13 protein-coding genes are annotated in these 23,668 nt (G+C 73.7%); 4 read left to right on the plus strand and 9 right to left on the minus strand.

Annotated elements, in window-relative coordinates; all coding sequences use genetic code 11:
- Nucleotides 1-22: 22 nt before the first annotated feature.
- From ACFVTF_RS21975 to ACFVTF_RS21990, 4 genes are all read right to left on the minus strand, one after another.
- Nucleotides 23-9,568: an amino acid adenylation domain-containing protein gene (locus tag ACFVTF_RS21975; RefSeq protein ID WP_387815727.1), complete on the minus strand. Its 9,546-nt coding sequence runs from the start codon at nucleotides 9,566-9,568 to the stop codon at nucleotides 23-25.
- A 219-nt stretch (nucleotides 9,569-9,787) separates the two neighbouring features.
- Nucleotides 9,788-10,000, minus strand: coding sequence for an MbtH family protein (locus ACFVTF_RS21980; protein WP_363585184.1), 213 nt, complete (start codon nucleotides 9,998-10,000; stop codon nucleotides 9,788-9,790).
- Nucleotides 10,001-10,060: 60 nt separating this feature from the next.
- A complete protein-coding gene (locus ACFVTF_RS21985) occupies nucleotides 10,061-10,189 on the minus strand; it encodes a hypothetical protein (protein WP_387815729.1) in 129 nt (42 codons plus the stop codon).
- 260 nt (nucleotides 10,190-10,449) lie between these two features.
- On the minus strand, nucleotides 10,450-11,682 hold the full coding sequence (locus ACFVTF_RS21990; protein WP_387815731.1) for an IS256 family transposase: 1,233 nt from the start codon (nucleotides 11,680-11,682) through the stop codon (nucleotides 10,450-10,452).
- Between the two features lie 337 nt (nucleotides 11,683-12,019).
- Between ACFVTF_RS21990 and ACFVTF_RS21995 the strand changes: the two genes are divergently transcribed.
- Complete coding sequence (locus ACFVTF_RS21995) at nucleotides 12,020-13,003, plus strand: LuxR C-terminal-related transcriptional regulator (protein WP_387815733.1); 984 nt, start codon at nucleotides 12,020-12,022, stop codon at nucleotides 13,001-13,003.
- A 54-nt stretch (nucleotides 13,004-13,057) separates the two neighbouring features.
- Here ACFVTF_RS21995 and ACFVTF_RS22000 read toward each other — a convergent pair whose 3' ends face one another.
- The 3 genes from ACFVTF_RS22000 to ACFVTF_RS22010 are packed head-to-tail and all read right to left on the minus strand — an operon-like array spanning nucleotide 13,058 to nucleotide 16,775.
- On the minus strand, nucleotides 13,058-15,562 hold the full coding sequence (locus ACFVTF_RS22000; protein ID WP_387815734.1) for an ABC transporter permease: 2,505 nt from the start codon (nucleotides 15,560-15,562) through the stop codon (nucleotides 13,058-13,060).
- A complete protein-coding gene (locus tag ACFVTF_RS22005; protein ID WP_387815736.1) occupies nucleotides 15,559-16,239 on the minus strand; it encodes an ABC transporter ATP-binding protein in 681 nt (226 codons plus the stop codon). The genes ACFVTF_RS22000 and ACFVTF_RS22005 overlap by 4 nt, the downstream gene beginning before the upstream one ends.
- A gap of 2 nt (nucleotides 16,240-16,241) precedes the next feature.
- Nucleotides 16,242-16,775, minus strand: coding sequence for a PadR family transcriptional regulator (locus tag ACFVTF_RS22010; protein WP_363374032.1), 534 nt, complete (start codon nucleotides 16,773-16,775; stop codon nucleotides 16,242-16,244).
- Between the two features lie 1,126 nt (nucleotides 16,776-17,901).
- On the opposite strand from ACFVTF_RS22010, the gene ACFVTF_RS22015 reads away from it, so the two are divergent.
- Entirely contained in the window at nucleotides 17,902-18,099 is a 198-nt protein-coding gene (locus ACFVTF_RS22015) for a hypothetical protein (RefSeq protein ID WP_380561834.1), read from the plus strand.
- Between the two features lie 255 nt (nucleotides 18,100-18,354).
- Here the strand turns inward: ACFVTF_RS22015 and ACFVTF_RS22020 are convergent, their stop codons facing one another.
- Both ACFVTF_RS22020 and ACFVTF_RS22025 read right to left on the minus strand, forming a co-directional pair.
- Nucleotides 18,355-19,794, minus strand: coding sequence for a M1 family metallopeptidase (locus ACFVTF_RS22020; RefSeq protein ID WP_387815740.1), 1,440 nt, complete (start codon nucleotides 19,792-19,794; stop codon nucleotides 18,355-18,357).
- Nucleotides 19,795-19,817: 23 nt separating this feature from the next.
- Nucleotides 19,818-20,762, minus strand: coding sequence for a M20/M25/M40 family metallo-hydrolase (locus ACFVTF_RS22025; protein ID WP_387815742.1), 945 nt, complete (start codon nucleotides 20,760-20,762; stop codon nucleotides 19,818-19,820).
- A 143-nt stretch (nucleotides 20,763-20,905) separates the two neighbouring features.
- On the opposite strand from ACFVTF_RS22025, the gene ACFVTF_RS22030 reads away from it, so the two are divergent.
- The gene (locus ACFVTF_RS22030; protein ID WP_387815744.1) at nucleotides 20,906-21,667 is read left to right on the plus strand and encodes a response regulator transcription factor; all 762 of its coding nucleotides are present in this window, start codon (nucleotides 20,906-20,908) and stop codon (nucleotides 21,665-21,667) included.
- A complete protein-coding gene (locus tag ACFVTF_RS22035; RefSeq protein ID WP_387815746.1) occupies nucleotides 21,657-23,633 on the plus strand; it encodes an ATP-binding protein in 1,977 nt (658 codons plus the stop codon). Before ACFVTF_RS22030 ends, ACFVTF_RS22035 begins: the two co-directional genes overlap by 11 nt.
- Nucleotides 23,634-23,668: the final 35 nt, after the last annotated feature.

The following is a 23,668-nucleotide window of genomic DNA, read 5'->3' on the forward strand; positions in this document are numbered from 1 at the left end:
GGGCCGCGACGTGGGCGGCAGGTCAGGCCGGGCCGCCCGGGCGGCGCATCGGCCGCAGGGCCGGGCGGGCCTTCTTCGGCGCGGCCGTCTGCTCGCGCTCGGGCAGGACGGCGGCCAGAGCGGCGACCGTGGGAGCGTCGAACAGGGTGCGGATCGGCAGCTCCGTACCGAGGGCGGCGCGGATGCGGCTGACCAGCCTGGTGGCGAGGAGGGAGTGGCCGCCGAGGTCGAAGAAGCGGTCGTCGATGGTGACGGTGGTGAGTCCGAGGACGTCGGCGAAGAGTGCGCAGAGCGTCTGTTCGGTGTCGTTGCGCGGGGCGCGGCCTTCGGTGGTGCCGGTGTAGTCGGGGGCGGGGAGGGCGCGGCGGTCGACTTTGCCGTTTGCGGTGACGGGGAGGGTGTCGAGGATGACGACGGCGGCGGGGAGCATGTAGCTGGGGAGGGTGTCGGTGACGGCGGCGCGCAGTTCGCCGGGAGTGACGCTGCCTGTGGTGAGGGTGGTGTAGACGACGAGGCGTTTGTCGCCGGGCTGGTCTTCGCGGACGTGGGCGAGGGCTTGGCCGACGGCGGGGTGGGCGGTGAAGGCGGTTTCGACTTCGCCGAGTTCGATGCGGAAGCCGCGGATCTTGACCTGGTCGTCGGCGCGGCCGAGGAATTCCAGGATGCCGTCGGTGGTCCAGCGGGCGAGGTCGCCGGTGCGGTACATGCGCTCGCCGGTGAGGAACGGGCAGGCGACGAAGCGTTCGGCGGTGAGGGCGGGGCGGCCGGTGTAGCCGCGGGCGAGTCCGGCGCCGGCGATGTACAGCTCGCCTGCCACGCCGGCGGGTACGGGCTGTAGCGCGTTGTCGAGCACGTATGCGCGGGTGTTGGCCAGCGGGCGGCCGATCGGTACCACGTTCGGGACCGCCGAGACGGTCGGCATCGGGAACTGGGTCGCGCACAGCGTCGTCTCGGTCGGCCCGTACAGTGCCCGCACCGCGATGCCCGGGACGGCCTCCAGCACCCGGCGGACGGCCGGGGCGGAGACGACGTCCCCACCGGTCAGCACCTCGCGCACGCCGGTGAAGATGCCCGGGTCCTCCTCCGCGATGACGCGGAACAGCCCGGCGGTGACGTGGACGTGGGTGAGCCCGTGCACCCGGACCAGCTCGCGGATGGCGGAGGCGTCCAGGTCGCCCTGCGGCGCGACGACCACCTGGCCGCCGGAGAGCAGCGGCGCCCACAGTTCGTAGGTCGAGGCGTCGAAGGCGTGCGGTGCGTGGAAGAGCACCCGCAGCCCGTCGGGGTGGTGCCAGCACGGGTCCGTCGCGAGCTGCACCACGTCCCGGTGGGTGATGGCGATTCCCTTGGGCACCCCGGTGGATCCGGAGGTGAACATCACGTACGCGAGCTGCTCCGGGTGGAGCCCGGCGGGCTGGGCGCGCCGCCTGCGCGGGCCGTCGAACCAGCCCTCGGTGAGCGGCAGGACGGGGCAGGGGGCGTCGGTGGCCAGCGGGTGGCCCTGGTGCGCGGGATCGACCAGGACGAGCGCCGCCCGCGTCTCGGCGGTGATCTGCCGCAGCCGCTCGGCCGGGTGCCGGTCGTCCAGCGGGACGTAGGTGCCGCCGGCCTTGGCCACCGCCAGGATCGCCGTCACCAGGTCGGCGGAGCGGTCCATCAGGAGGACCACCGGGGTGTCGGCGCCGACGCCCGACTCGGCGAGGTGGGACGCCAAGTGCTCGGCCCGGGAGTCGAGTTCGGCGTAGCTGAGCTGCGCGGTGCCGGTGATCAGGGCGGTGGCGTCGGGGGTGGCGGCGGCCCGGGCCTCGAACAGCTGCGGCAGGGTGGCGTCGGGCACCGGGGCCGTCGGTCCGTTCCAGCCGGTGAGCAGGTCCTCGCGTTCGGCGGGGTCGAGGATGTCGATGCTGCCGATCGGGGTGTCCGGGTCGGCGGCGACGGCGCGCAGGACGCGCAGCAGCCGTTCGGCGAGGGCGGTCGCGGTGGTGTGGTCGAAGAGGTCGGCCGCGTACTCGACCGCCACCGACAGGCCCGCCTGGGGGCCCTGTTCGGTGAAGCGGAAGGACAGGTCGAACTTGGCCACGTCCAGCTCGAAGGGGTGGTCCGCGCAGGTGAGGTCGCCGAAGGCGGCGGGCACCGCCGGGCCGCTCTCCAGGGCGACGAGCGACTGGAAGAGGGGGTGGCGGGTGGTGCGCGGGGGGTTGAGGTGTTCGACCAGGCGCTCGAAGGGGATGTCCTGGTGGTCGTAGGCGTCGAGGTCGGTGCGGCGGACGCGGTCCAGCAGTTCCCGGAAGGTGGGGTTGCCGGTGGTGTCGGTGCGCAGCAGCAGGGTGTTGACGAAGAAGCCGACCAGGTCGTCGAGGGCTTCGTCGGTGCGTCCGGCGACGGGGGTGCCGAGCGGGAGGTCGGTGCCGGCGCCGAGGCGGGTGTAGAGGGTGGCGACGGCGGCTTGCAGGGCCATGAAGAGGCTGGCGTTCTGCTTGCCCGCCAACTCGGCCAGGGCGGTGTGCAGTTCGGTGCCGACCTCGAACTCGGCGGCGCCGCCCCGGTGGCTGGGCGCGGTCGGTCGCGGCCGGTCGTAGGGGAGTGCCAGTTCCTCCGGGAGGCCGGACAATGCCTGCTGCCAGTGGGCGAGTTGTTCGGTGAGCAGGGCGGTGGGCTGTTGCGGGGTGCCGAGGAGTTCGTGCTGCCAGAGGGTGTAGTCGGCGTACTGCACCGGCATCGGCTTCCACTGCGGCTCGGTGCCGGCCAGTCGGGCCTGGTAGGCGGTGGCGAGGTCGTGCAGGAGGGGGGCGACGGACCAGCCGTCGGTGGCGATGTGGTGCATGAGGACGAGCAGGACGTGTTCGTCGTGGGGGAGGGAGAGCAGCGTGGCGCGGACGGGCAGGTCGTGGGCGAGGTCGAAGACCTGCCCGCCGGCCTCGGCCAGGGCGGCCCGGAGCGCCTCCTCGGTGGCCACGGGTATGGTCCGCAGGATCGACTCGGGGGCCTCGGCGACCAGTTGGTGCGGCTGGCCGTCGGTGGTCGGGAAGACGGTGCGCAGCACCTCGTGCCGGGCCACCACGTCCCGCAGCGCGCCTTCCAGCGCGGGGCGGTCGAGGGCGCCGGTCAGCCGGAGGGCGACGGGCGTGTTGTAGAGGGCGCTTGGGCCCTCGAACTGCTCGATGAACCACAGGCGTTGCTGCGCGGAGGACAGCGGGACGCGCTCCGGTCGGGTGACGGGCCGCAGGGCCGGGCGGGCCGCGCCGGAGGCGGGCAGGGCGGCGGCCAGGGCGGCCACCGTCGGGTGGTCGAAGAGCGCGCGGATCGGCAGCTCCGTGCCGAGGGCGGTGCGGGCGCGGCTGACCAGCTTGGTGGCGAGCAGCGAGTGGCCGCCCAGGTCGAAGAAGCTGTCGTCGATGCCGACCGAGGCCAATCCGAGGACCTCGGCGAAGAGTTCGCAGAGCGCCTGCTCGGTGCCGGTGCGAGGGGCCCGGCCGGCGGCGGCGCCGCTGTAGTCGGGGGCGGGCAGGGCGCGGCGGTCGACCTTGCCGTTGGGGGTGACGGGCAGCGCGTCGAGGGTGACGATCGCGGCGGGCACCATGTAGCCGGGCAGGCGGTCGGCGACGAAGGCGCGCAGCTCGTCGGGCCGGACGGGGCCCGTGACGTAGGCGACCAGGCGCTTGTCGCCCGGCTGGTCCTGGCGGACCACGGCGACGGCCTGGCCGACGGCCGGGTGGGCGGTGAACGCGGCCTCCACCTCGCCGAGTTCGATCCGGAAGCCGCGCAGCTTGACCTGGTCGTCGGCGCGGCCGACGAACTCCAGTTCGCCCGTGGTGGTCCAGCGCACCACGTCGCCGGTGCGGTACATCCGGCCGCCGGGCTCGCCGAAGGGGCAGGCCACGAAGCGCTCGGCGGTCAGGCCGGCGCGGCCGACGTAGCCCCGGGCCAGTCCGGCGCCCGCGACGTACAGCTCGCCGGCGACGCCGACGGGGACCGGGCGCAGCCCGGCGTCCAGCGCGTACGCCCGGGTGTTGGGCAGCGGACGCCCGATCGGCACGGCGGCCGGCACCTCGGCGGCGGTGGCCATCGGGTGGCGGGTCGCGAAGGTGGTCGTCTCCGTCGGCCCGTAGCCGTTCACCACCCGCAGGCCGGGGCAGTGCTCCAGCACCCGCCGGATGGCGGCCGGCGAGACGATGTCCCCGCCCGTCCACACCTCGCGCAGCCCGGCGAAGGTCTCCGGGGCCTCGGCGGCCAGCACGTTGAAGAGCCCGACCGTCATCCAGGCGGCGCCGACCCGCCCCCGGCCGATCGCGGTCGCCAGCTCGGCGACGCCGAGCCGCCCGGCCGGGGCGACCACCACGCGGCCGCCCGAGAGCAGCGGGACCCAGAGCTCGTAGGTGGAGGCGTCGAAGGCGACGGGGGAGTGCAGCAGGACGCGTTCGTGGCCGCCGCCCGTGAACTCCCCGCCGAGCGCGAGGTCGACCACGGACCGGTGGGCGACGCCGATGCCCTTGGGCACGCCGGTCGAGCCGGAGGTGTGCATCACGTACGCCAACTGGTCGGCGCTCAGGGGGAGTCCGAGGTTCCCGGCGGTCCCGTGGCCCTCGGGGTCCAGCACGTCCAGCCCGGTCAGCGCGGGGTGCGCCCGGTGGGCGGTGTCGGCCAGCACCAGCCGGGCCCCGGAGTCCGCGAGGACGGCCCGCAGGCGTTCGGCCGGCTGCGCGTCGTCCAGCGGCACGAACGCGCCGCCGGCCTTGAGCACGGCCAGGATCGCCACCACCAGGGCGGCCGAGCGCTCCATCAGCAGCGCGACGGGGGTCTCGGCGCGGACCCCGGCCTCGACCAGTCGCACCGCCAACCCGTTCGCCCGCGCGTTGAGTTCGGCGTAGGTCAGCTCGACGTCCTCGGCCGTGAGCGCGACCGCGTCGGGCGTCGCGGCGGCCCGCGCCTCGAACAGCTCGGGCAGCGCGGCCTCCGGCAGCGGCGCGGTGGCGCCGGTCCCGCGGGTCAGCAGCCGCTCGCGCTCCTCCTCGGTCAACACCTCGACGGCGCCGACGAGTTCGGCCGGGTCGGCGACGATCCGGTCGAGCAGGGCGAGGAAGCGGTCCAGCAGGGTGCGCGCCTCGGCGGGGGTGAAGGCGTCGGGCCGGTGGTCCAGGCGCAGCTGGAGGCCGTCGCCCGGGGTGAGGGCCAGCAGCAGCGGGTAGTGCGCGCTGTCGACGTCCTCGACCAGGGTGACGTGGGTGGCGCCGCTCGGGTCGGCCTCGTCCAGGGCGGACGGGTCCGGGTAGTTGCCGTACACCGTGACGGTGTCGAACAGGCTGCCCACTCCGGCGAGTTGCTGGATCTCGGTGAGGCTGAGGTGCTGGTGGTCCAGCAGCGCGGACTGCTCGTGCTGGAGGCGCAGCAGCAGCTGCCCCCAGCTCTCGGCCGGGTCGAGGGCGACGCGCACCGGCACGGTGTTGATGAGCAGGCCCACCATCCGCTCCACGCCCGGCAGGTCGTGCGGCCGGCCGGAGACGGTGGTGCCGAAGAGCACGTCCTCGCGCCCGGTGAGCCGGGCCAGCAGCACGCCCCAGGCGGCCTGGACGAGGGTGTTGAGGGTGACGCCGTAGCGGCGGGCGGTGCGGGCCAGCGCCTCGGTGGCCGCCGGGGTGAGGCCGGTGTGCAGGCGCAGCGGCAGCTGCGGGGCGGCGGCGGAGCGGCCGGGGGCCAGCAGGGTGGGCTCGTCGGCGCCCGCCAGGGCCTGGGCCCAGGCGGCGCGGGCGGCGGCGCCGTCGCGCCGGGTGAGCCAGCGCAGGTACTCGCGGTAGGGGGCGGCCGGGGGCATCGGCTGCTGGAAGTACAGGCCCCACAGCTCCTCGGCGAACAGCGGGGTGGACCAGCCGTCCAGCAGGATGTGGTGCGCGGCGGCGATCAGCTGGTGGCGCCCGGGGGCGAGGGTGAGCAGGGTGTAGCGCAGCAGCGGCGGCCGGGCGAGGTCGAAGCGGCGGCCGTACTCGGCGGCGGCGATCCGCGCGGCCTCGGCCCGCGGGTCGGCGTGCGCCGTCAGGTCGAGGACGGTGAAGGGCAGTTCGACGCCGTCCGGCACGGCCTGCACGGGCGGGCCGTCGGGGCGCTGGTGGAAGCCCGCCTTGAGGTTGGGGTGGCGCAGCAGCAGCGCCTCGGCGGCGGCGCGCAGCCGGTCGGCGTCCACCGGGCCGGTGAGGTCGAAGGTGCAGACGGAGGTGTAGACGTCGGCGCCGTCGGTGTCGTACGCCGCGTGGAAGGCCATGCCCTGCTGGAGCGGCGAGGTGGGCCAGACGTCCACCAGGCGGGCGGGGGCGTGGTGTTCGGCGAGCTGGTCCAGTTCGGACTGGTCGAGCGTGACGAGCGGGAAGTCGGAGGGGGTGTGTCCGCCCGCGTCCGGCCGGTCGGCGTGCTCGGCGAGCGCGCGCAGCGCGGTGAACCACGCCTCGGCGAGCGCGGCCACGCGCTCCTCGGTGAGCAGCCCGGTGGCGTAGGACCACTGGGCGACCAGCAGCGGGCCCTGCGGGGTGTCGACGGTGGTGGCGTCCAGGCCGAGCACCCGGCCGAGCGCGAGCCCGGTCGCGGCGCCCTCGCTCATCGCCTCGGTGCCGGCGAGCACGTCCTCGGCGGTGACGCCCTCCGGCGCGAAGCGGCCCAGGTAGTTGAACTCGACCTGCGGATCGGCGTACCCCGCCAGCACGGCGGCGGTGGCCGGGTTGAGGTGGCGCAGCAGGCCGTAGCCGATGCCGTTGTCCGGGACGGCGCGCAGCTGCTCCTTGACCCGGCCGAGGGCCCGGCCGAGCCCGGGGCCGGCCGCGGTGACCTCGGACCAGGGCAGCGCCCCGGGGGCGAGCCGGACGGGGTAGAGGGAGGTGAACCAGCCGGCGGTGCGGTGCAGGTCGACGCCGTCGACGATCTCCTCGCGGCCGTGGCCCTCCGCGGTCACCAGCACGGCGCCGTCCGGACCGGTGGTCGCCGCGCCGCGCCAGTGGCCGAGGGCGAGCGCCAGCGCGGTCAGCAGCACGTCGTTGACCTGCGCGTGGTAGGCCGCCGTGACCCGGGTCAGCAGCGCCTGGGTGGTCTCGGCGGGCAGCACGAGCCGCAGGACGCCCTCGGTGGCGTAGGTGTCCCGGGCCGGGTCGAGCGGGCGCTCGCCGAGCAGCGGGTCCGGGGTGGCCAGGGCGGCCTCCCAGAGCGGGAGTTCGGCGGCCCGACGGTCGGTCCCGGCCTCGGCGGTGAGCCGCTGGGCCCAGCGGCGGAAGGAGGTGGGCACCGGCGCCAGCGCCACGGCCCGGCCCTCGCGGAGGGCGGCGAGGGCGGCGAGCAGGTCCTCCTCGACGATGCGCCAGGTGACGCCGTCCACCGCCAGGTGGTGGATCACGAGCAGGAGCTGCGGGGACAGGCCCGGCCCGGCGTCGAACCGGACGGCCTGGAGCATCCGGCCGTCCTCGGGCGAGAGGCGCTCGCGGGCGGCCTCGGTCTCGGCGCGCAGCGCCTCCTCGGTGGCCGGGCCCGCGACGTGCCGCAGCGCGGCCTCGGCGGGGACGGCGCCGGGGGCGGGGACGTGCAGGGTCCAGGGGCGCTCGGCGAGCGGGGAGGTGCGGGCGCGGAAGACGTCGTGGTGGTAGAGCAGCGCCTGGAGGGCCGTGGCCACGTGCTCGGGCCCGCTCCCGGCGGGGAGGGTGAGCAGGGTCGACTGGTAGAAGCTCTCGACGGCGCCGTGCTGCGCGGCCAGCCAGTGCACGATGGGCGTCGGCGGCACCTCGCCGAGGCCGGCGCCGGCGGGTTCGGCGACGACCGGCCCCTCCAGCGGTCGGGCGATCCGGGCCAGTGCCTCGACGGTCGGCGAGAGGAACACCTCGCGGGGGGTGAGCTGCAGCCCGGCGTGCCGGGCCCGGGAGACGAGCCGGATGGCCACGATGGAGTCGCCGCCGAGCTCGAAGAAGGAGTCCGTGACGCCCACCGCGGGCAGGCCCAGCACCTCGGCGAAGAGGCGGGCGAGGGTGTGCTCCAGCTCTCCGGCGGGGGCCCGGCCGCCCTCCTCGGCGGCGGCGAAGACCGGCGCGGGCAGGGCGCGCTTGTCCACCTTGCCGTTGGGCGTGAGCGGCAGCCGGTCGAGCACCACGACGGTGGGCACCATGTGGTCGGGCAGCCGCTCGGAGCAGTACGCGCGCAGCTCGGCCGGGTCGGCGGCGCCGACGGTGTAGCCGACCAGGCGGCGCTCGCCCGGGCGGTCCTCGCGGACCAGCACCACGGCCTGGCGCACCTCGGGGTGGGCGGAGAGGGCCTGCTCGACCTCGCCGAGCTCCACCCGGAAGCCGCGGATCTTCACCTGGTCGTCGGCCCGGCCGACGAAGTCCAGCTGCCCGTCCGGCCGTCGGCTGCCGAGGTCGCCGGTGCGGTACATCCGCTCGCCGGGCTCGCCGGGCTCGCCGAAGGGGCAGGCGACGAAGCGCTCGGCGGTCAGGCCGGGGCGCCCGAGGTAGCCCCGGGCCAGGTGCGGGCCGGAGACGTACAGCTCGCCCACGGTGCCCGGCTCGACCGGGCGCAGCCGCTCGTCCAGCACGTGGATGCGCACGTCCTGGCAGGGGTGGCCGATGGGGGGCTGCTCCTCGCCGGTGAGCGGCTCGCTCATGGTGACGATGACGGTGGTCTCGGTCGGGCCGTAGCTGTTGAGCATCAGGCGGTCGCGGCCGCAGCGGGCGGCCAGTTCGCGCGGGATGGCCTCGCCGCCGCCGATCAGGGTGCGCAGGGAGGGCAGCGGCACGTCCGGCAGGGTGGCCGCCATCGCGGTGGCGATGTCGGCGTGGGTGACGCCGTACTGCTCGATCAGCGCGGCCAGCGGCTCGCCGACCAGCTGGCTCTGCTCGCGGGGGAGCACCAGGGCGGCGCCGGTGGAGAGTGCCACGGCCAGGTCGGAGACGGAGACGTCGAAGCTGAGCGAGGCGGCCTGGAGCACCCGGCTGCCGGGGCCGACCCCGGTGGCGGCGACCTGGGTGTCGATCATGCTGGGCAGCCCGGTGTGGGTGACGGCCACGCCCTTGGGCACTCCGGTGGAGCCGGAGGTGTAGATCACGTACGCGGTGTTCCCGGCGCTCAGCGGCCGCACCCGCTCGGCGGCGGTGAAGGGGGTGCCGGGCAGTGCGGCCAGCTCGGCGAGGTGCTCGGGGGAGTCGAGCAGCAGCCGGGGGGCGCCGGTCCCGGGCAGCTGGGCGGCGGCCTCGGCGGTGGTGAGCACCAGGGCGGCGCGGGAGTCGGTCAGCATGTGGCGCAGCCGCTCGGCGGGGTAGGCCGGGTCGGCGGGCAGCCAGGCGGCGCCGGTCTTGGCCACGGCGAGGATCGCGGCGACGGCCTCGGGGGACTTCGGCAGGGCGAGCGCGACGATGTCCTCGGTGCCCAGGCCGCGGGCCGCGAGCACCCGGGCCAGCCGGTTGGCGCGGGCGTCCAGCTCGGCGTACGTGAGGGTGGTGCCCTCGGCGTACAGGGCGGGGGCCTGCGGGGTGCGGGACGTCTGGGCGTCCACCAGCGCGGTCAGGGTCGGCCGCCGGTCGGCTCTGTGCGTCTGCTGGACCCCGGACATGTGACTCTCTCCCTCGTACGGCTGGCCCCCGCGGTGGCGGGAACGGCTTGCTCGGCGACCTTCGGGGCGGTCGGCCCGGGTGGTCGGTGGAGCGGCGGTGCGGTGGCGTGGTGGCGCGGTTCGGCGGTTCTGGCCGGTTCTGGCCGGTTCTGGCGGGTCTTGCTGTTCTGGCGGGTCTTGCTGTGCTGGTGGTGCGGCTTCAGCGCCGGGCTGTCGCGGTCAGTGGCCGGACTGCTGGGCGAGCAGGCTCTTCGGCCGCAGGTCCTGCCAGTGCTGTTCGACGTAGTCGAGGCAGTCCTGCCGGCCGGCGGCGCCGAAGACCTGCTGCCAGCCGTCGGGCACCGGGCTGAAGACCGGCCACAGCGAGTGCTGGCCCTCGTCGTTCACCAGGACGAGGTAGCTGGCGTCGGGGTCCTCGAACGGGTTCGCCATCGTCGGTTTCCTCTTTGTTCGGAGAAATTTCGGGAGGGGGGAATTACGCCGGAGCGCGGCTCACGGACCCCAGCCGGAGTCGGCGTTGGGCGCCGAGACGAGGGTGGCGGCGGCCAGGGGCGCGTACGGGTCGGCGCTGCTCTGGACGCCCAGTCCGGCGACCAGCAGAACGGCGAGAATCCCGAGCATATGGTGAATGCGAACGGCAAGATTCTTCATCGTTAATTCCTTTTTCCGAGGGGGCGGTCGGCCCTCTTCGCTCGGAAATTCATCCTGCCGAGGCTCAAACGGGGGTGGAAGCTCTGGCCATGATCGGGAACACGCATTGCGGGAACCGGAAGCCCGAACAGACCATGTCAAAAACAGACAGATCTGATCCAAAGAGTGCCTGGCACTGTCAGATCAGTGGTGGGAACCGGTCACCGGCGAGGGTTTCGGTCAACGGAGCGTCAGAAGCGGGAGCCCTGGCGCAGTTCATCGCGGACGGTGGGCCAGTCGTCGGACCACGTCCGCCCCGCCGAGGCGGGTGACTCCAGGGCGATCGTCGCCAGGTAGGCGCGCTTGAGCGCGGCCCGCTCGTCCTGCACCCGGCCCGAGGCCTGCTCGATCCGGCGCAGCCGGGCGTGCAGCCGCTCCAGCGCGCCCCCGCCCGCGAGCAGGCGCCGCGCCTCGGGGCCGAAACGGAAGCCGGCGGCGAGCAGCGGCCAGGCCGACCGCCACACCCGGAACACCTCGCGATGGCTCGGACCCCACTCCCGCTCGGCCCGGGACAGCCGCGCCATCGCCGCCCGTTCGGTGGGCGCGGCACAGATCTCGCGCAGCGTCCGCGCGAGCGCACCCCAGTCCTCGCCGGGCGCGTGCCGCAGCGCCGCGGGCAGCAGGTGGGCCATCGAGCCGTGCACCACGGTGCGCGGCCACCGCGCCGCCACCGCCTCGGCCAGGCCCCCGCCGGTGTCGCCGACCAGCACCCAGACCTCGCGCACCCCGCGCTCGGTGAGCTCGGCCAGCACCTGCGGCCAGTGCTCCCCGTCCGCGGCCGGCCACAGGCCCAGGACCTCGCGCCGGCCGTCGGCGGAGATCCCGAGCGCCAGGTGCACCAGCGGGCCGCCCGAGCGGCCGCTGCGCACCGCGTCGAGGAAGACCGCCGGGTAGACGGGGTCGAGCGGGCACCGGCGCCGCTCGTCGAGCTCGTCGAGCACCTGGTCGGTGATGGCGGAGACGGTCTCCCGGCTGAGCTCCACGCCGTACACCTCGGCCAGGTGCGCCACCAGCTCGCCCGAGCTGAGGCCGCGCGCGGTGAGCGAGATGACCAGCCGGTCGAGTCCGGGCAGCCGGCGGGCCCGGGGGCGGACGGCCCGGGGGGTGAAGCTGCCCTGGCGGTCCCGGGGCACCCGCACCTCGACCGGGCCGACCTCGGTGAGCAGCCGTCTGGCCCGGGCGCCGTTGCGGACGTTGGCGCCGGGTTCGGCCCCGCGCAGGTGCTCCTGGAGTTCGAGCTCCAGGGCGTGCTCGATCAGCTGCTTGGCGAGCGTCTGGAACAGCCCGCCGTCGCCCAGCAGCCTGATCGCGCCGGAGCCGACCTGCTCGGCGGCGGCCTCCGCCAACTGCCGTACCAGCCGCTGGTCCACCAGCTCGGCCAGGTCCACGGGCGGGACCGCCGGGCCGGGATCAGCTCGCAACAAGGGGTGCCCTCCGTCTGTCGGCCGTTCGTCCGCCGGCCGTCCGCTCCGGCCGCCCTGACGGGGCGACAGGCGCGCAACGGCGGCCATCCGCCTGTCACCGCGGCCGGGTGCGCTCGGGTCCGACACTGCCGCGGTCGGCTCCCCCGCCTCCGGGCGTGCTCGGCTTCGCCGCCGGCCGCTGATTTCCGCGCCACTTGGGCGTACACTCACGGCAGTCAGAGCCCGGGGGGACGGCTTCCGAACGACAGGTGATTTCCATCCTGCCATTTCAGACGCTTGGCGGTGGCCGGTACGGGCATTCGTGAAACCGCAATGCCGAAGCCGGAAGGATGCCCAGATGTGCCTATCCCAGGACAACAGCGCGGGAATGGGGACACCGCAGCTCTGTGACCGGGGGATCGAGTTCTACCGGGTGGCGCTGGCCGAGGGCCGCGCCGCCGGGGACGCCCCCGAGTGCCTGCTCTCGATGGGCCTGCTGCGCTCCGTGCCCGGCTCCGGCGAGCGGCTGACCCCCGTCCCGCCGGACATCGCGGCCACCGGCCTGACCCGGCCGCTCGAACTCGCCGTGCTGGGCCACCAGGAGCGGCTCGCCGAGCTGCGCACCGCCTTCACCGCCGCCGACCGCGCCTACCAGGACGTCATGCGCCGGGCCCAGCTGCCGGTCCGCCTCCTGACGGGCGAGGAGATCAACCCCGCGCTGGAGAAGGCCGTCGCCGCCTGCACCGAGGAACTGCGCACCGCCCAGCCCGGCGGCGGCCGCAGCCCCGAGCACCTCGCGGACGCCCTCCCGCGCGACCTCGCCCTCGCCGGGCGCGGCGTGCGCCAGCGCACCCTCTACCAGCACACCGTGCGCGCGCACGGCCCGACGCTGGCCTACATCGAGCAGGTCACGGCCCAGGGCGCCCGGATACGCACCCTGAACGAGGTGTTCGACCGGGTGATCATCTGCGACCGCTCCACGGCCTTCGTCCCGGCCGCGGCCGACCGCGAGGCCGCCGCGATGCTCATCCAGTTCCCACCGCTGGTCGAGTACCTGCTCAAGATCTACGAGTTGATGTGGGAACGCGCCGAGCCGGTCACCTACCTGGAGGGCCGCCACCGCCCCCAGCTGCTCACCGACCGCACCCGCCAGAACGTCCTGCGCCTGATGGTCAACGGCTACACCGACGAGGCCATCGCCTCCCGCCTCGGCATGAGCACCCGTACGGTCTCCAGCCACATCCAGAAGGCCAGCGAACTCCTCGGCAGCCGCAGCCGCGGCCACCTCGGCTACATCATCGCCCGTGAGGGCGTCCTGGACGAACCCCTCGACGACCTGTGACCGGCACCGGGGGCCGTCGCCGCCGCCTGGCGGGACGGCCCCCGGTGGCCGGTGCTACTCGTAGCGCAGTTCGCCGGGCCGCATCAGGCGCAGGAGCTGCGGCAGGCCGAGCGCGGTCGTGAGGAGGACGGCGCCGGCGGCGATCGCGGACATGGCCAGCATGGAGCCCCAGTCGAGGGCGAAGGGCAGGCCCGCTGTGTACTGGAGGACGGCTCCCATCAGCAGGCCGCCGACGACGGCCAGCAGCATGCCCAGGGCCATCGGGACGAGGGTCTGCCACAGCACCGACAGGCCCAGGACCCGGCGGCGGGTACCGACGGCGCTCAGCACGCCGAGGATGCGGCGCTGCTCCCGGAAGCGCTCCAGCTGGCCGACCAGCAGGCTGAGGGCGACCAGCAGCAGGGTGACGGCGGAGCCGGCGGTGAGCAGGCGCTTGACGGCGAGGTAGGTCGGGTCGACGGCGCGGTCGAGCGGGGACCCGGCGAGGCCCTGCGGGTCGATCGCCATGACGTCGGTCGCGAGTTGCTCCTTCGGGTCCGGCAGACCGGGGGCCATCGAGACCAGGACGGTCGCGGGCTGGCCGCGCAGTGCGGCGGCCGGGGCGGCGCCCGGGGTGAGGAGCAGCAGGCCGAAGCCGAGCCGCCTGTTGGGGTCGGCGCCTTCGACGGGCTCGACGGTGGCCGTCACGGCGGGCAGCGGCCAGGACGGCGGCTCGCCGTCGCCGCGGAAGAACGCGGCGTGGACGGTCGTGCCGGGCTTGGCCGCGGCGGCGGGGGCGTCGCTGCCGGCGTCCGTGCCGCCGTCCGTGCCGCCGCTCGGGCCGGCGTCCGGTCGGGTGGTCCGGCCCTGGACGGCGAAGGCGTCACCGTCCTTGCAGTCGGGCAGGGTGGCGAAGCCGCGCAGCACGGCGCAGTCGGCGATCCGGACGGAGGGCAGCTCCCAGAGCTTGGCGGTGGGGGTCTCCAGGGCGAACTCGGTGTAGGCGGCGGTGGCCTGGACCCCGGGGGAGCGCGCCAGCGAGTCGGCGAGCCGGTCGGCCTGCGGGCCGCCGCCGGGGAAGGACACCGAGTGCTGGTACGGCCCGACCGCGGCGCGGGGGCCGGGGCGGTCCTCGTAGCTCGCGCTGACACCGAGGAAGAGCGTCTGCAGGGCGATCGCCCCGGCGACGGCGACGACCACGCCGCTGACCGCGGTCGAGGCGGGGCCCGAGCTCAACTGGAGCCTTCGGATGGCGAGTTGCCAGGACACGCCACCACCGGAGCGCCGGGTGGCGGCCTCCACCAGCCAGGGCAGCAGGGTGCAGACGCCCACCAGCATCAGCAGCACGCCGGACGCGACCAGCAGTGAACCGCGACTGTCCTGAACGGAGTTGAAGACGGCGGTGGGCCCTATCCCGGACGGGTTGTACTGCGCGGGCAGCGCCAGCGCGAGCGCCGTCAGGGCGAGGCCGGCCAGCGGCAGCGCCAGCCGCCACCCGATCCGGCGCCGGCCGGGGCCGGACCGGCGGACCACACCGAGCGGGTCGACGGTGACCCGGCGCATCGCCAGCAGGGTCACACCGATGCCGAGGAGCGGCACGACCACGGCGATCGCGGCGGCGATGGCGGGGTGCGGCGCGATGTCCTCGGGGTAGAAGCTGAAGCCCGCGAGCCGCAGGTGGCCGGTCAGCCGCCGGCCGAGCAGGAACAGCGCCGCGCCCGCGACCAGGCCCAGCACCGCGCCGACCAGGGACTCCCCGGCGGCGAGCCGGGCGGTCATCCGGCGATCCGCGCCGACCAGGCGCAGCGCGGCGAGCCTGCGGTCGCGCCGTTCGCCGCCGAAGCGGGCGGCGGCGGCGAGGAAGACGCCGACCGGGGCCAGCATCACGGTCAGGCCGACGGCGTTGAGCAGGATCAGCCGGGAGTCCATCGGCTTGGGCGGCGAGAAGTGGCCGTACGAGGTGACGCGGGCGGCTCCGGCGTCCAGCGAGAGCCGGTCACTGCCGAGCAGGTAGTCGGCCTGGCCGGGGCCGAGCAGGCCGTCCGGGCCGATGCCGCCGACCACCGGGTAGGGGAGGCGGTCGCGCAGCAGCTGGTTGGCCGGGTCCTTCAGGAGCGCGGCCAGGGCGGGCGAGACGACCATCCGCCCCGGCGGCGGGTACGCGGCCACTCCGGGCGGCAGCGCCGCGTCCGGGCCCTCGGGCTGGACGACCCGTCCACGGATCGCGGTGCCCCGGAAGGTGGTGTCGGCGGTGGCGATGAGGACCGTCCGGTCGCCGGGCGTGGGCAGGTCCTCGTCGCGGAAGGTGTCGTTCTGTATGTACAGGCGCTCGTTGCGGTGCTGGACGATGCCGGGGAAGGAGGCGGTGAACAGCAGCAGTGCCACCCCCAGGCCGACGCCGCAGGCGGTGAGCAGCAGCCGCCCCCAGCCGTCCCGCCCGTTGGTGAGGGCCAGCCGCACGCCGAGGCCGAGCTGGTCCAGGAACGGCGAGCGGACCCGGTCGACGGCGGGGATGTTCGTGGCGGGGGCGCTCGTGGCGGTCGCGTTCGGGCCGGGGCCGCTCGTGGTGGAACTGCTCATATCGCGCCCGCCAGGTCGCGGGTGCGGCCGTCGCGGACGACGATCTCGCGGTCGGCGTAGGCGGCGACCCTGACCTCGTGGGTGACCAGGACGACGGCGGCGCCGCTCTCCCGGGCGGCCTGGGTGAGCAGCTTCATCACCCGCTCGCCGTTGAGGGAGTCGAGCGCGCCGGTCGGCTCGTCGGCGAAGACCGCCCTCGGCCCGGTGATCAGGGCCCGCGCGGCGCCGACCCGCTGCCCCTGGCCGCCGGAGACCTCGCCGGGGCGCTTGGCGGCCACGTCGTCCACCTCCAGGCGCTCCAGCCATTCGCGGGCCCGGGCCTCGGCGGCCCGGCGGCGCAGTCCGTTGAGGCGCAGCGGGAGCGCGACGTTCTCCAGACAGGAGAGTTCCGGGACGAGCTGGCCGAACTGGAACAGGAAGCCGAACTCGGTACGCCGCAGGGCGCTCAGCTCGGCGTCGGAGCAGGCGGTGAGGTCGCGCTCCCGGTAGCGGAGGCGGCCGCTGTCGGGTCGGGTGATCCCGGCGAGGCAGTGCAGCAGGGTGGACTTGCCGGAGCCCGACGGGCCCATCACGGCGACGAGTTCGCCGGCCGCGACGGTGAGCGAGGCCCCGGCGAGCGCCGGGGTGAGCCCGAAGTTCTTGTGCAGGTCGTGGGCGGCGAGCAGGGGTTCGGGCATGGTCAACGCTGGGACTCCGTGATGCGGGCGGCGAGTTCGTCCAGGCGGGCGGCGGTGAGCTCCAGCCAGCGCAGGTCGGCTTCCAGGTGGAACAGGGCGTGGTCGCAGATCAGCTGGTCGGTGAGGTCCCCGGTGAGCTTGCGGCGGGTCAGCTCCCGCATCTCCTTGAGGTGTTCGGCCCGCTGCGCGTCCAGGACGTCGGCGCCGGAGCGGCCGGTCAGGAGGGCGAGCACGACCTTCTGGTAGAGCGTGCTCTGCAGGTACGGCTGCGGACTCTCCGGGTGCGCGAGCCAGTTGGCGAGGTCGGTGACCCCGGCATCGGTGATCGCGTACCGCTTCCGCTCCGGGCCGTCGCCGGCCTCGACGCCGTCGACCACCACCAGCCCGTTCTTCAACAGCCGGGAGAGCGTCGCGTACACCTGCCCGTAGTGCAGGCCGCGGTCGCGCCCGAAGTGCTCGTCATGGAGGCGTTTGATGTCGTATCCGTGGCGGGGCTGGGTCTCCAGCAGGCCGAGGAACAGCTGTCCGAGTGACATGCTCCGGGACTATACAGGCCATGTATACACACAGGTGTATAGCGGCCCCCCTGGGAGCCCGGCCGGCGCCGCCGACACGGCCGCGGCCTCCCCGAGCAGGACTCGGGGAGGCCGCAGTGGTTCGGTGCCCTGGTCGTTCAGACTTCCGTGGGCACCCGGTATCGTCGAGGAGAGATTCCCCACGCGATTGCCCCCAATTCGGGGAGATCCTGGTCGGCTTGCAGTTCCGTTTGTGTCATCCCTCTTCTCGCCTTCGGGCCGTACCTACCAGAATGGCGGGTGTGTATCAGGGTGCTGATCAACAGATTTAATCGAGTCGGCCGGTGGTTCAGTCGGGCGCTGCTGAGATATCTTGCGGTGTGCGTGGCCCCCGTGTGCGTTTTTATGCTCGTTCTTTCAGCATTTGCGCCCGGAGGGCATGACGCCAATGGATTCTCTCGAGCCGACTCCCTGGATAGCCTCAAGCTGCTGGCGCTTATCTCGCTCACAATAACTGTCCCCACACTGTTCTTTCTCTTCCTGGTCTCTTTTTGGGCGGCCAGGGGGAGGAATTTTCGGGGGGTGGCTGCCGTGTTGTTTGCTCTGCCCCCACTGATCTATCTCCTTGCGGGTGCTTGGCCCTTCCTGCTGATGAGCGTACTTGGTGTGATCTACGCAATGGTAGTGATGCCCGCGCCTGCTCCTAGATCCTGATTTTGCGACATCTGGGTCCCCGGGCGCGTGATGCGCATCGGGGACCCAGGTGTTTATTCTGGGCACCTACGGTAACTTCCCGTTCAATCCTGGTGGGGCTCATCGAGTAATCGCTCGGCGAGTCCGCCACGAGTGAGTATTCCAAGCAGCAGGACGGGGAGTGGCTGACGATGACTGGCGTGGACGCTGGTCAAGAACCGTTCTCCCGGCAGTAGGCCGCTGGCTGTGGATTGCCAGTAGGTCTCTGAGATGAGCGCCCCATCCAGTTGCCGGATGGGGCGCTCATCTTTTGAAGGGCTAGCTCGTGGAGCTGTTGCGTGGAGGATTGCAAGTGAACGAGGAAGGCTAGTGTTCAGGCGAACCGATGGATTGTCGGTTCTCGCCGGGCGGTGCTACCGTATGCGGTCGCTTTCCTGTGAAGTCAGGAGTTTTGATGGTCGTGCTTGGGATGCTGATACCGGTTGTCCTGGGATTAGCCTTGGTCACAAATTTTCGCGGTATCCGCGATTTCTTCGTGGAGGGTGCTGAGAAGAAGTCGATCCCGGTGATCGCGCTGGTTGTCGGCTGGTTCTTCATCGTGGTTCCTGGGACGGCTGTCCTCGGTATGGCCGTTAAGGCGCTCCTGCAGTGACCTGTTCGGACTGCCGCAGATAGCGGCGCACAGCTTCTGAGGCGGCGGGGCGGTCTTCGAGGCGGCCTCTCTGGCTGACGGCAGAGGAGAACGGGAAGGACCTGTGGGTGCTGGTCGATCAGGGGTTCGCCATGAAGAAGGGCTGAAAACGTCGCGGTGACGTGGGCCCGGAGTACGGGCGACGCAGGGCGTGCGCGAGCCCTCCTGATGAGAGATCAGGAGGGCTGGCGTCGGTGCGAGGATCGGGTGGGGGTGTTACCGGCTGGTGGGTGGGGCGAGGGGGGACAGGGGGCCGGGGTAGAGGTATTCCTTCGGGGGGATCGTGGTGCCGTGGGCCCAGGCGTCGAAGAAGCCCTTGAGGTCCTTGCCGGAGACCTTGGCGGCGAGGGCCTCGAACTGGGGGAAGGAGGCGTTGCCGTAGGCGTGGTCGGCGGTCCAGCGCTTGAGGGTGGCGAAGAACGTGTCGTCTCCGACGGTGCGCCGCAGGGCGTGCATCATCAGGGAGCCCTTGAAGTAGAGGGCCGCGGCGAGTTCCTGGCCCTGTCCGGGGTCGTAGAGCTTGGTGGACCAGTACTCCGGCTTGTTCCGGTTCTCCTCGACGCCGGGGGCGTAGAAGCCGGTGTCGAGGTTGCTGCCCTGGTGTTCGTCCCACAGCTGGTTGGCGTACTGGGCGACGCACTCGGCGATGCAGCCGTCGCGCCAGTCGGTGAACGAGACGCTGTCGCCGAACCACTGGTGGGTGATCTCGTGGACCGCCGCGGAGTCCCAGAAGTAGTTGGTGTAGGTGGGCCGGCTCTGGGTCTCCAGGTCCGGTGCGCCGGTGCCCGATTCCTTGGTCCAGCTGCGGACGATGGCGCCCGCGGAGGAGAACGGGTACGGGCCGAACTTGGAGGCCAGGAAGGCGATGATCTCCGGCTGTTGGGCCTCGGTCGCCTTGGCCATGTCGTCGATCGGCACGTCCGGGCCGTAGGCGGTGATGACGGGTGTCCCGTCGGGCAGCGCCGAGCGGTGGACGGTGAACTTGTCGATGGCGACGGTGCTGAGGTAGGTCGCCATCGGCTTGTCCTCGCGCCAGCGGAAGGTCGTCGAGCCGTCCTTGCTGGTGGTCTGGCCGGGTCGGCCGTTGCCGATGGCGGTCCAGCCGTCGGGGACGGTCGCGGCGAGCGAGAAGGTGGCCTTGTCGGACGGGTGGTCGTTGGACGGGAACCAGGAGGTCGCCGAGTGCGGCTCGCCCATCGCGTTGACGCCGCCGGACACCAGCTGGTGCCAGCCCTCGGGGTCGGGCTTGCCCGCGTAGACCACCCGTACGGCGAAGGTGGCGCCGCCGGCCACCCGGCGGGCCGGCACGATGTCCAGCTTGTGCGTGCCGGAGCGGGAGAACGACTTGGCGGGGGTGCCGTTCACGGTGACGGACGTGACCTGGAAGCCCTTGAGGTCCAGGGAGAGGCGGTCCAGCGACTGCAGGGCCCGGGCGGTGACGGTGGTGTCGCCGTTCAACTGGTCGGGGTGCGCCGGGTCGTAGGCGATCCGGACGTCGTAGTTCGCCACGTCGTAGCCGACGTTGCCGTCCTCGGGGAAGTACGGGTCCCCGATCCCGGCGGCGCCCGCAGGGAGGGCGGTCAGGGCGACGCCGAGGGCGGTGGCGGTGGCCAGCAGGACGGTGGCCTTGCGGGGGCGGGGCGGTGGTGTGCGCATCAGTGCTCCCTGGGGACGGGCGGTCAGGACCGGTCGGCGGCGGGGGCGGCGGGCTTGGTGGCCGCGGGCTTGGCGGTGGCGAACTGCCAGACGACGCCGATCATGGCGTTGGTGCTGGTCGCCTGCGTCGCGGGGTCGACGTTGGCGAGGTTGTCGCACGCGCTGTGCAGGCAGTCCGAGACGCCGCTGCTGAAGCCGGACGACGGGATGCCCGCGTCCCCGAACGGCTGGCTGTCGGAGCTGTCCAGCGGGATGTCGAAGGTGGCCAGGCCCCGGTCGGTGAACCACTTGTCGAAGGCCTGGAAGGCCGCGGTCTCGTTGTTCTTCGCGTCCTTCACCAGCAGGTACTGCTGGAGGTTCTTGCTGCCCGCCTGGTCGAGGTTGAGGTACAGGTCGATGGCCTTGCGGTCGCCTGCGGACAGGTTCTTGACGTAGTCCGCCGAGCCGACCATCCCCAGCTCCTCCGCGCCCCACCAGGCGAAGCGCAGGTGCCGCTCGGGCTTCAGCTTGGCCTTGGCCACCTGGAGGGCGGTGGTCAGGACGGCCGCCGAGCCGGAGCCGTTGTCGTTGATCCCCGGGCCCATCGGGACGCTGTCCAGGTGGGCGCCGGTGAGCAGCACGTGGTCGGGGTCGCCGCCCTGCCAGTCGGCGATCAGGTTGTAGCCCTCCTTGCCGTCGTGGGTGAAGCGGCGCAGCTGCGTCTGGAAGCCGGCCCGGTCCAGCGCGTGCTTCACGTACGCCACCGACTCCGCGTACCCCTTGGTGCCGTGCGCGCGGTTGCCGCCGTTGCGGTCCGCGATCCGCTGCAGGGCCTGGAGGTGCGGCATCACCTCGGCCGCCTCGACGGTGGGCGCGGCCGGGGCGGGCCGGTGCCCGGCGGCCGTCGCCGCGGCGGCGGGGACGGTGGACAGCAGCAGGGCTGCCCCGAGGACGTGGGCGGCGAGGGACACCAGGCGGCGGGAGGGCATCACGCGGGAGCCTTTCGGAGGCGGGGCCGGGGGGCTTCCCCCGGCGGACTCCACCCACCCTGGTCCGTCGGTGTCAGGAACTTGTCGAGAGGCTGTCAGGAACCGGTAGGGGTGCTTCCGGAGGGCGACTTACGATCATCCTCATGTGCGCACATGTCGTGGTCGCCGAGGACGATCCCAAGCAGGCCGACCTGGCCCGCCTGTACCTGGAGCGGGAAGGACATCGTGTGGTCGTGGTCCACGACGGCCGGGCCGCGCTGGAGCAGGCCCGGCGCGGCCCGGCGGACCTCCTGGTCCTCGACGTGATGATGCCCGTCATGGACGGGCTCGACGTCTGCCGTGCCCTGCGTGCCGAATCCGCCCTGCCGGTGCTGATGCTGACGGCCCGTACCGCCGAGGAGGACCTGCTGCTCGGCCTCGACCTCGGCGCCGACGACTACCTCACCAAGCCGTACAGCCCGCGCGAGCTCGTGGCCCGGGTCCGGGCCCTGCTGCGCCGCGGGTCCCGGCCGCTGACCCCGGGTGATCCCGCGCCGGCGGCCGCGCCCACCCTGCCGCCGACCGCGCCGCCCGCCGCCGCGGCCCCGGCCGTACTGACCGCCGGGGGCCTCACCATCGACCCCCTGCGCCACGAGGTCACCGCCGACGGACGGCCCGTCAGCTGCACGCCCGGCGAGTTCCGGCTGCTCCAGGTGCTGGCCGCCCAGCCCGGCCGGGTCTTCACCCGGGCCCAGCTGCTGGAGCACCTGCACGGCATCGACCGGTACATCACCACCCGGACCGTCGACACCCACGTGATGAACCTGCGCCGCAAGATCGAGCCCCAACCGCGGCGCCCCACCCGCCTGCTGACGGTCTACGGCATCGGCTACAAGCTCGCGGAGGGGCCGCGCGGTGCGTCGTGACGCCCCGCCGCGCCGCAGCCTGCTGGTCCGGCTGCTCGCCCTCTCCGCCCTGGTCTCGCTCTGTTCGATCGCCGCGACGGCCTGGCTGACCGCCCGCACCACGACGGGCGCGATCAGGCAGGAGCAGCGCCAGGTCCTCGCGGACCAGGCCCGGATCTACCACGAGCTGCTCGGCTACGCCGCGACCCACCCCGACTGGACGGGTGCGGAGAGCACCGTGCGGCGGCTCGCCGCCGACACCGGGCAGCGCATCCTGCTGACCACGCCGCGCTTCGAGCCGGTCGTCGACTCCGCGGCCACCGCATCCGGGCCGGCCGCCACCTCGGGGACCCCCGCCACCGCCCCCGGGTCACCGACCGCGGCCGCCACCGCCCCCGGGTCACCGACCGCGGCCGCCACCGCCCCCGGGTCACCGCCCCCGGCCGCCACCGCCCCCGGGTCACCGACCCCGGGCGCCGCCGACCGCACGGTGCTGCCCCGGACGCCCACCACGACCGTCGACCCGCTCTCCGTCGACCTCGCCATGCTGCCCGACGCCCCGGCCGACCGGATCGACGCCCGCGCCGTGGGCCCGTTCCGGCTGACGACCGCCGAGCGCGCGGCCATGGAGGAGGCCGCACGGGACCGGGCCGGCTGCCTGCGGTCGGAACTGGGCGTCGAGGCGACCGTCACCGACGACGCGGCCGGCCGCCCCGTGGTGAGCGTCCCCGGCGGTCGGCCGCTCGGCGTGCGCTGCGCGTCCCCGCTGGTGCTGGACGCCCCGACCCGCACCGAGAGCGCCGCCCTCGCCGACCTCACCGCGCTCGTCAACGCCTGCCTGGAGCGCCAGCAGATCCGGCCCGTGACGCTGTCCCTGGGGCTCCAGTGGGCCCCGGCCCGCGACCGGGAGCAGGAGCAGGTGATCTCCGCCTGCCTCGCCAACTCCCGTCGGCAGCAGCTCGTCCGGTATGTTGCGCCGCCGGTGCTGCTGTTCGTCGGCGCGCCCGCCGGCGCGGCGGACCAGGCACCCGTGCTGTCCGCCCCGCACCGCGGGCGGGTCGCCGAGGTCGCCGCGCTGGTGCTGGCGGTCACCGTGGCGATCACCACGGTGGTCGGCCTGCGGCTCTCCCGGCCGCTGAACGCGCTCACCCGTGCCGCCCGGCGGATGACCGACGGGGACCTCTCCGCCCGGGTGACCGCGACCGGCCGCGACGAGATCGCCGGACTCGCCGCCGCCTTCAACGCCATGGCGCAGCGCCGTGAACAGCTGGAGGAGCTGCGCCGGGCGATGGTCGGCGACATCGCGCACGAGCTGCGCACCCCGCTCAGCAACATCCGCGGCTGGCTGGAAGCCGTCGAGGACGGCGTCGTCACCGCCGACGGCGCCCTGACGAGTTCGCTGCTGGAGGAGGCCCTGCAACTCCAGCACCTGATCGACGACCTGCGGGACCTCGCCGATGCCGACGCCGGTGAACTGGCCCTGCACCGCGAGCCCGTGGACGTCGAGGACCTGCTGGCCCAGGTCGCCACCGCGCACGGCGCCCGGGCGCAGGCGTCGGGCGTGGCCCTGGTCGTCGACACCGCCTCGACGACCAGGGCAGGGTACGAGGTGTCCGCCGACCCGGTGCGCCTGCGCCAGCTGGTGGGCAACCTGGTCGCCAACGCCGTCCGGCACACCCCGGCGGGCGGCACGGTCACCCTGCGGACCCGGACGGAGTCCGACGCCCTGCTGATCGAGGTCGCCGACACCGGCGGCGGCATCGCCGAGGCGGATCTGCCGTTGGTGTTCGAGCGCTTCTGGCGGGCCGACAAGTCCCGCAACCGGCAGAGCGGGGGCAGTGGTCTGGGCCTCGCCATCGTCCGCAAGCTCGCCGAGCTCCACGGCGGCGGCGTCCACGCGGCCAGCACCCCCGGCGCGGGCTCGGTGTTCACCGTGCGCCTTCCCGTCCCGGCGGCCGCCGGGTGCGGGGGTGGAGCGGGCCGATAGCTAAATCATCGACATATGTTTGCCATTGATCTATG

Source organism: Kitasatospora sp. NPDC057940 (assembly GCF_042887425.1).
GTDB lineage: Bacteria > Actinomycetota > Actinomycetes > Streptomycetales > Streptomycetaceae > Kitasatospora.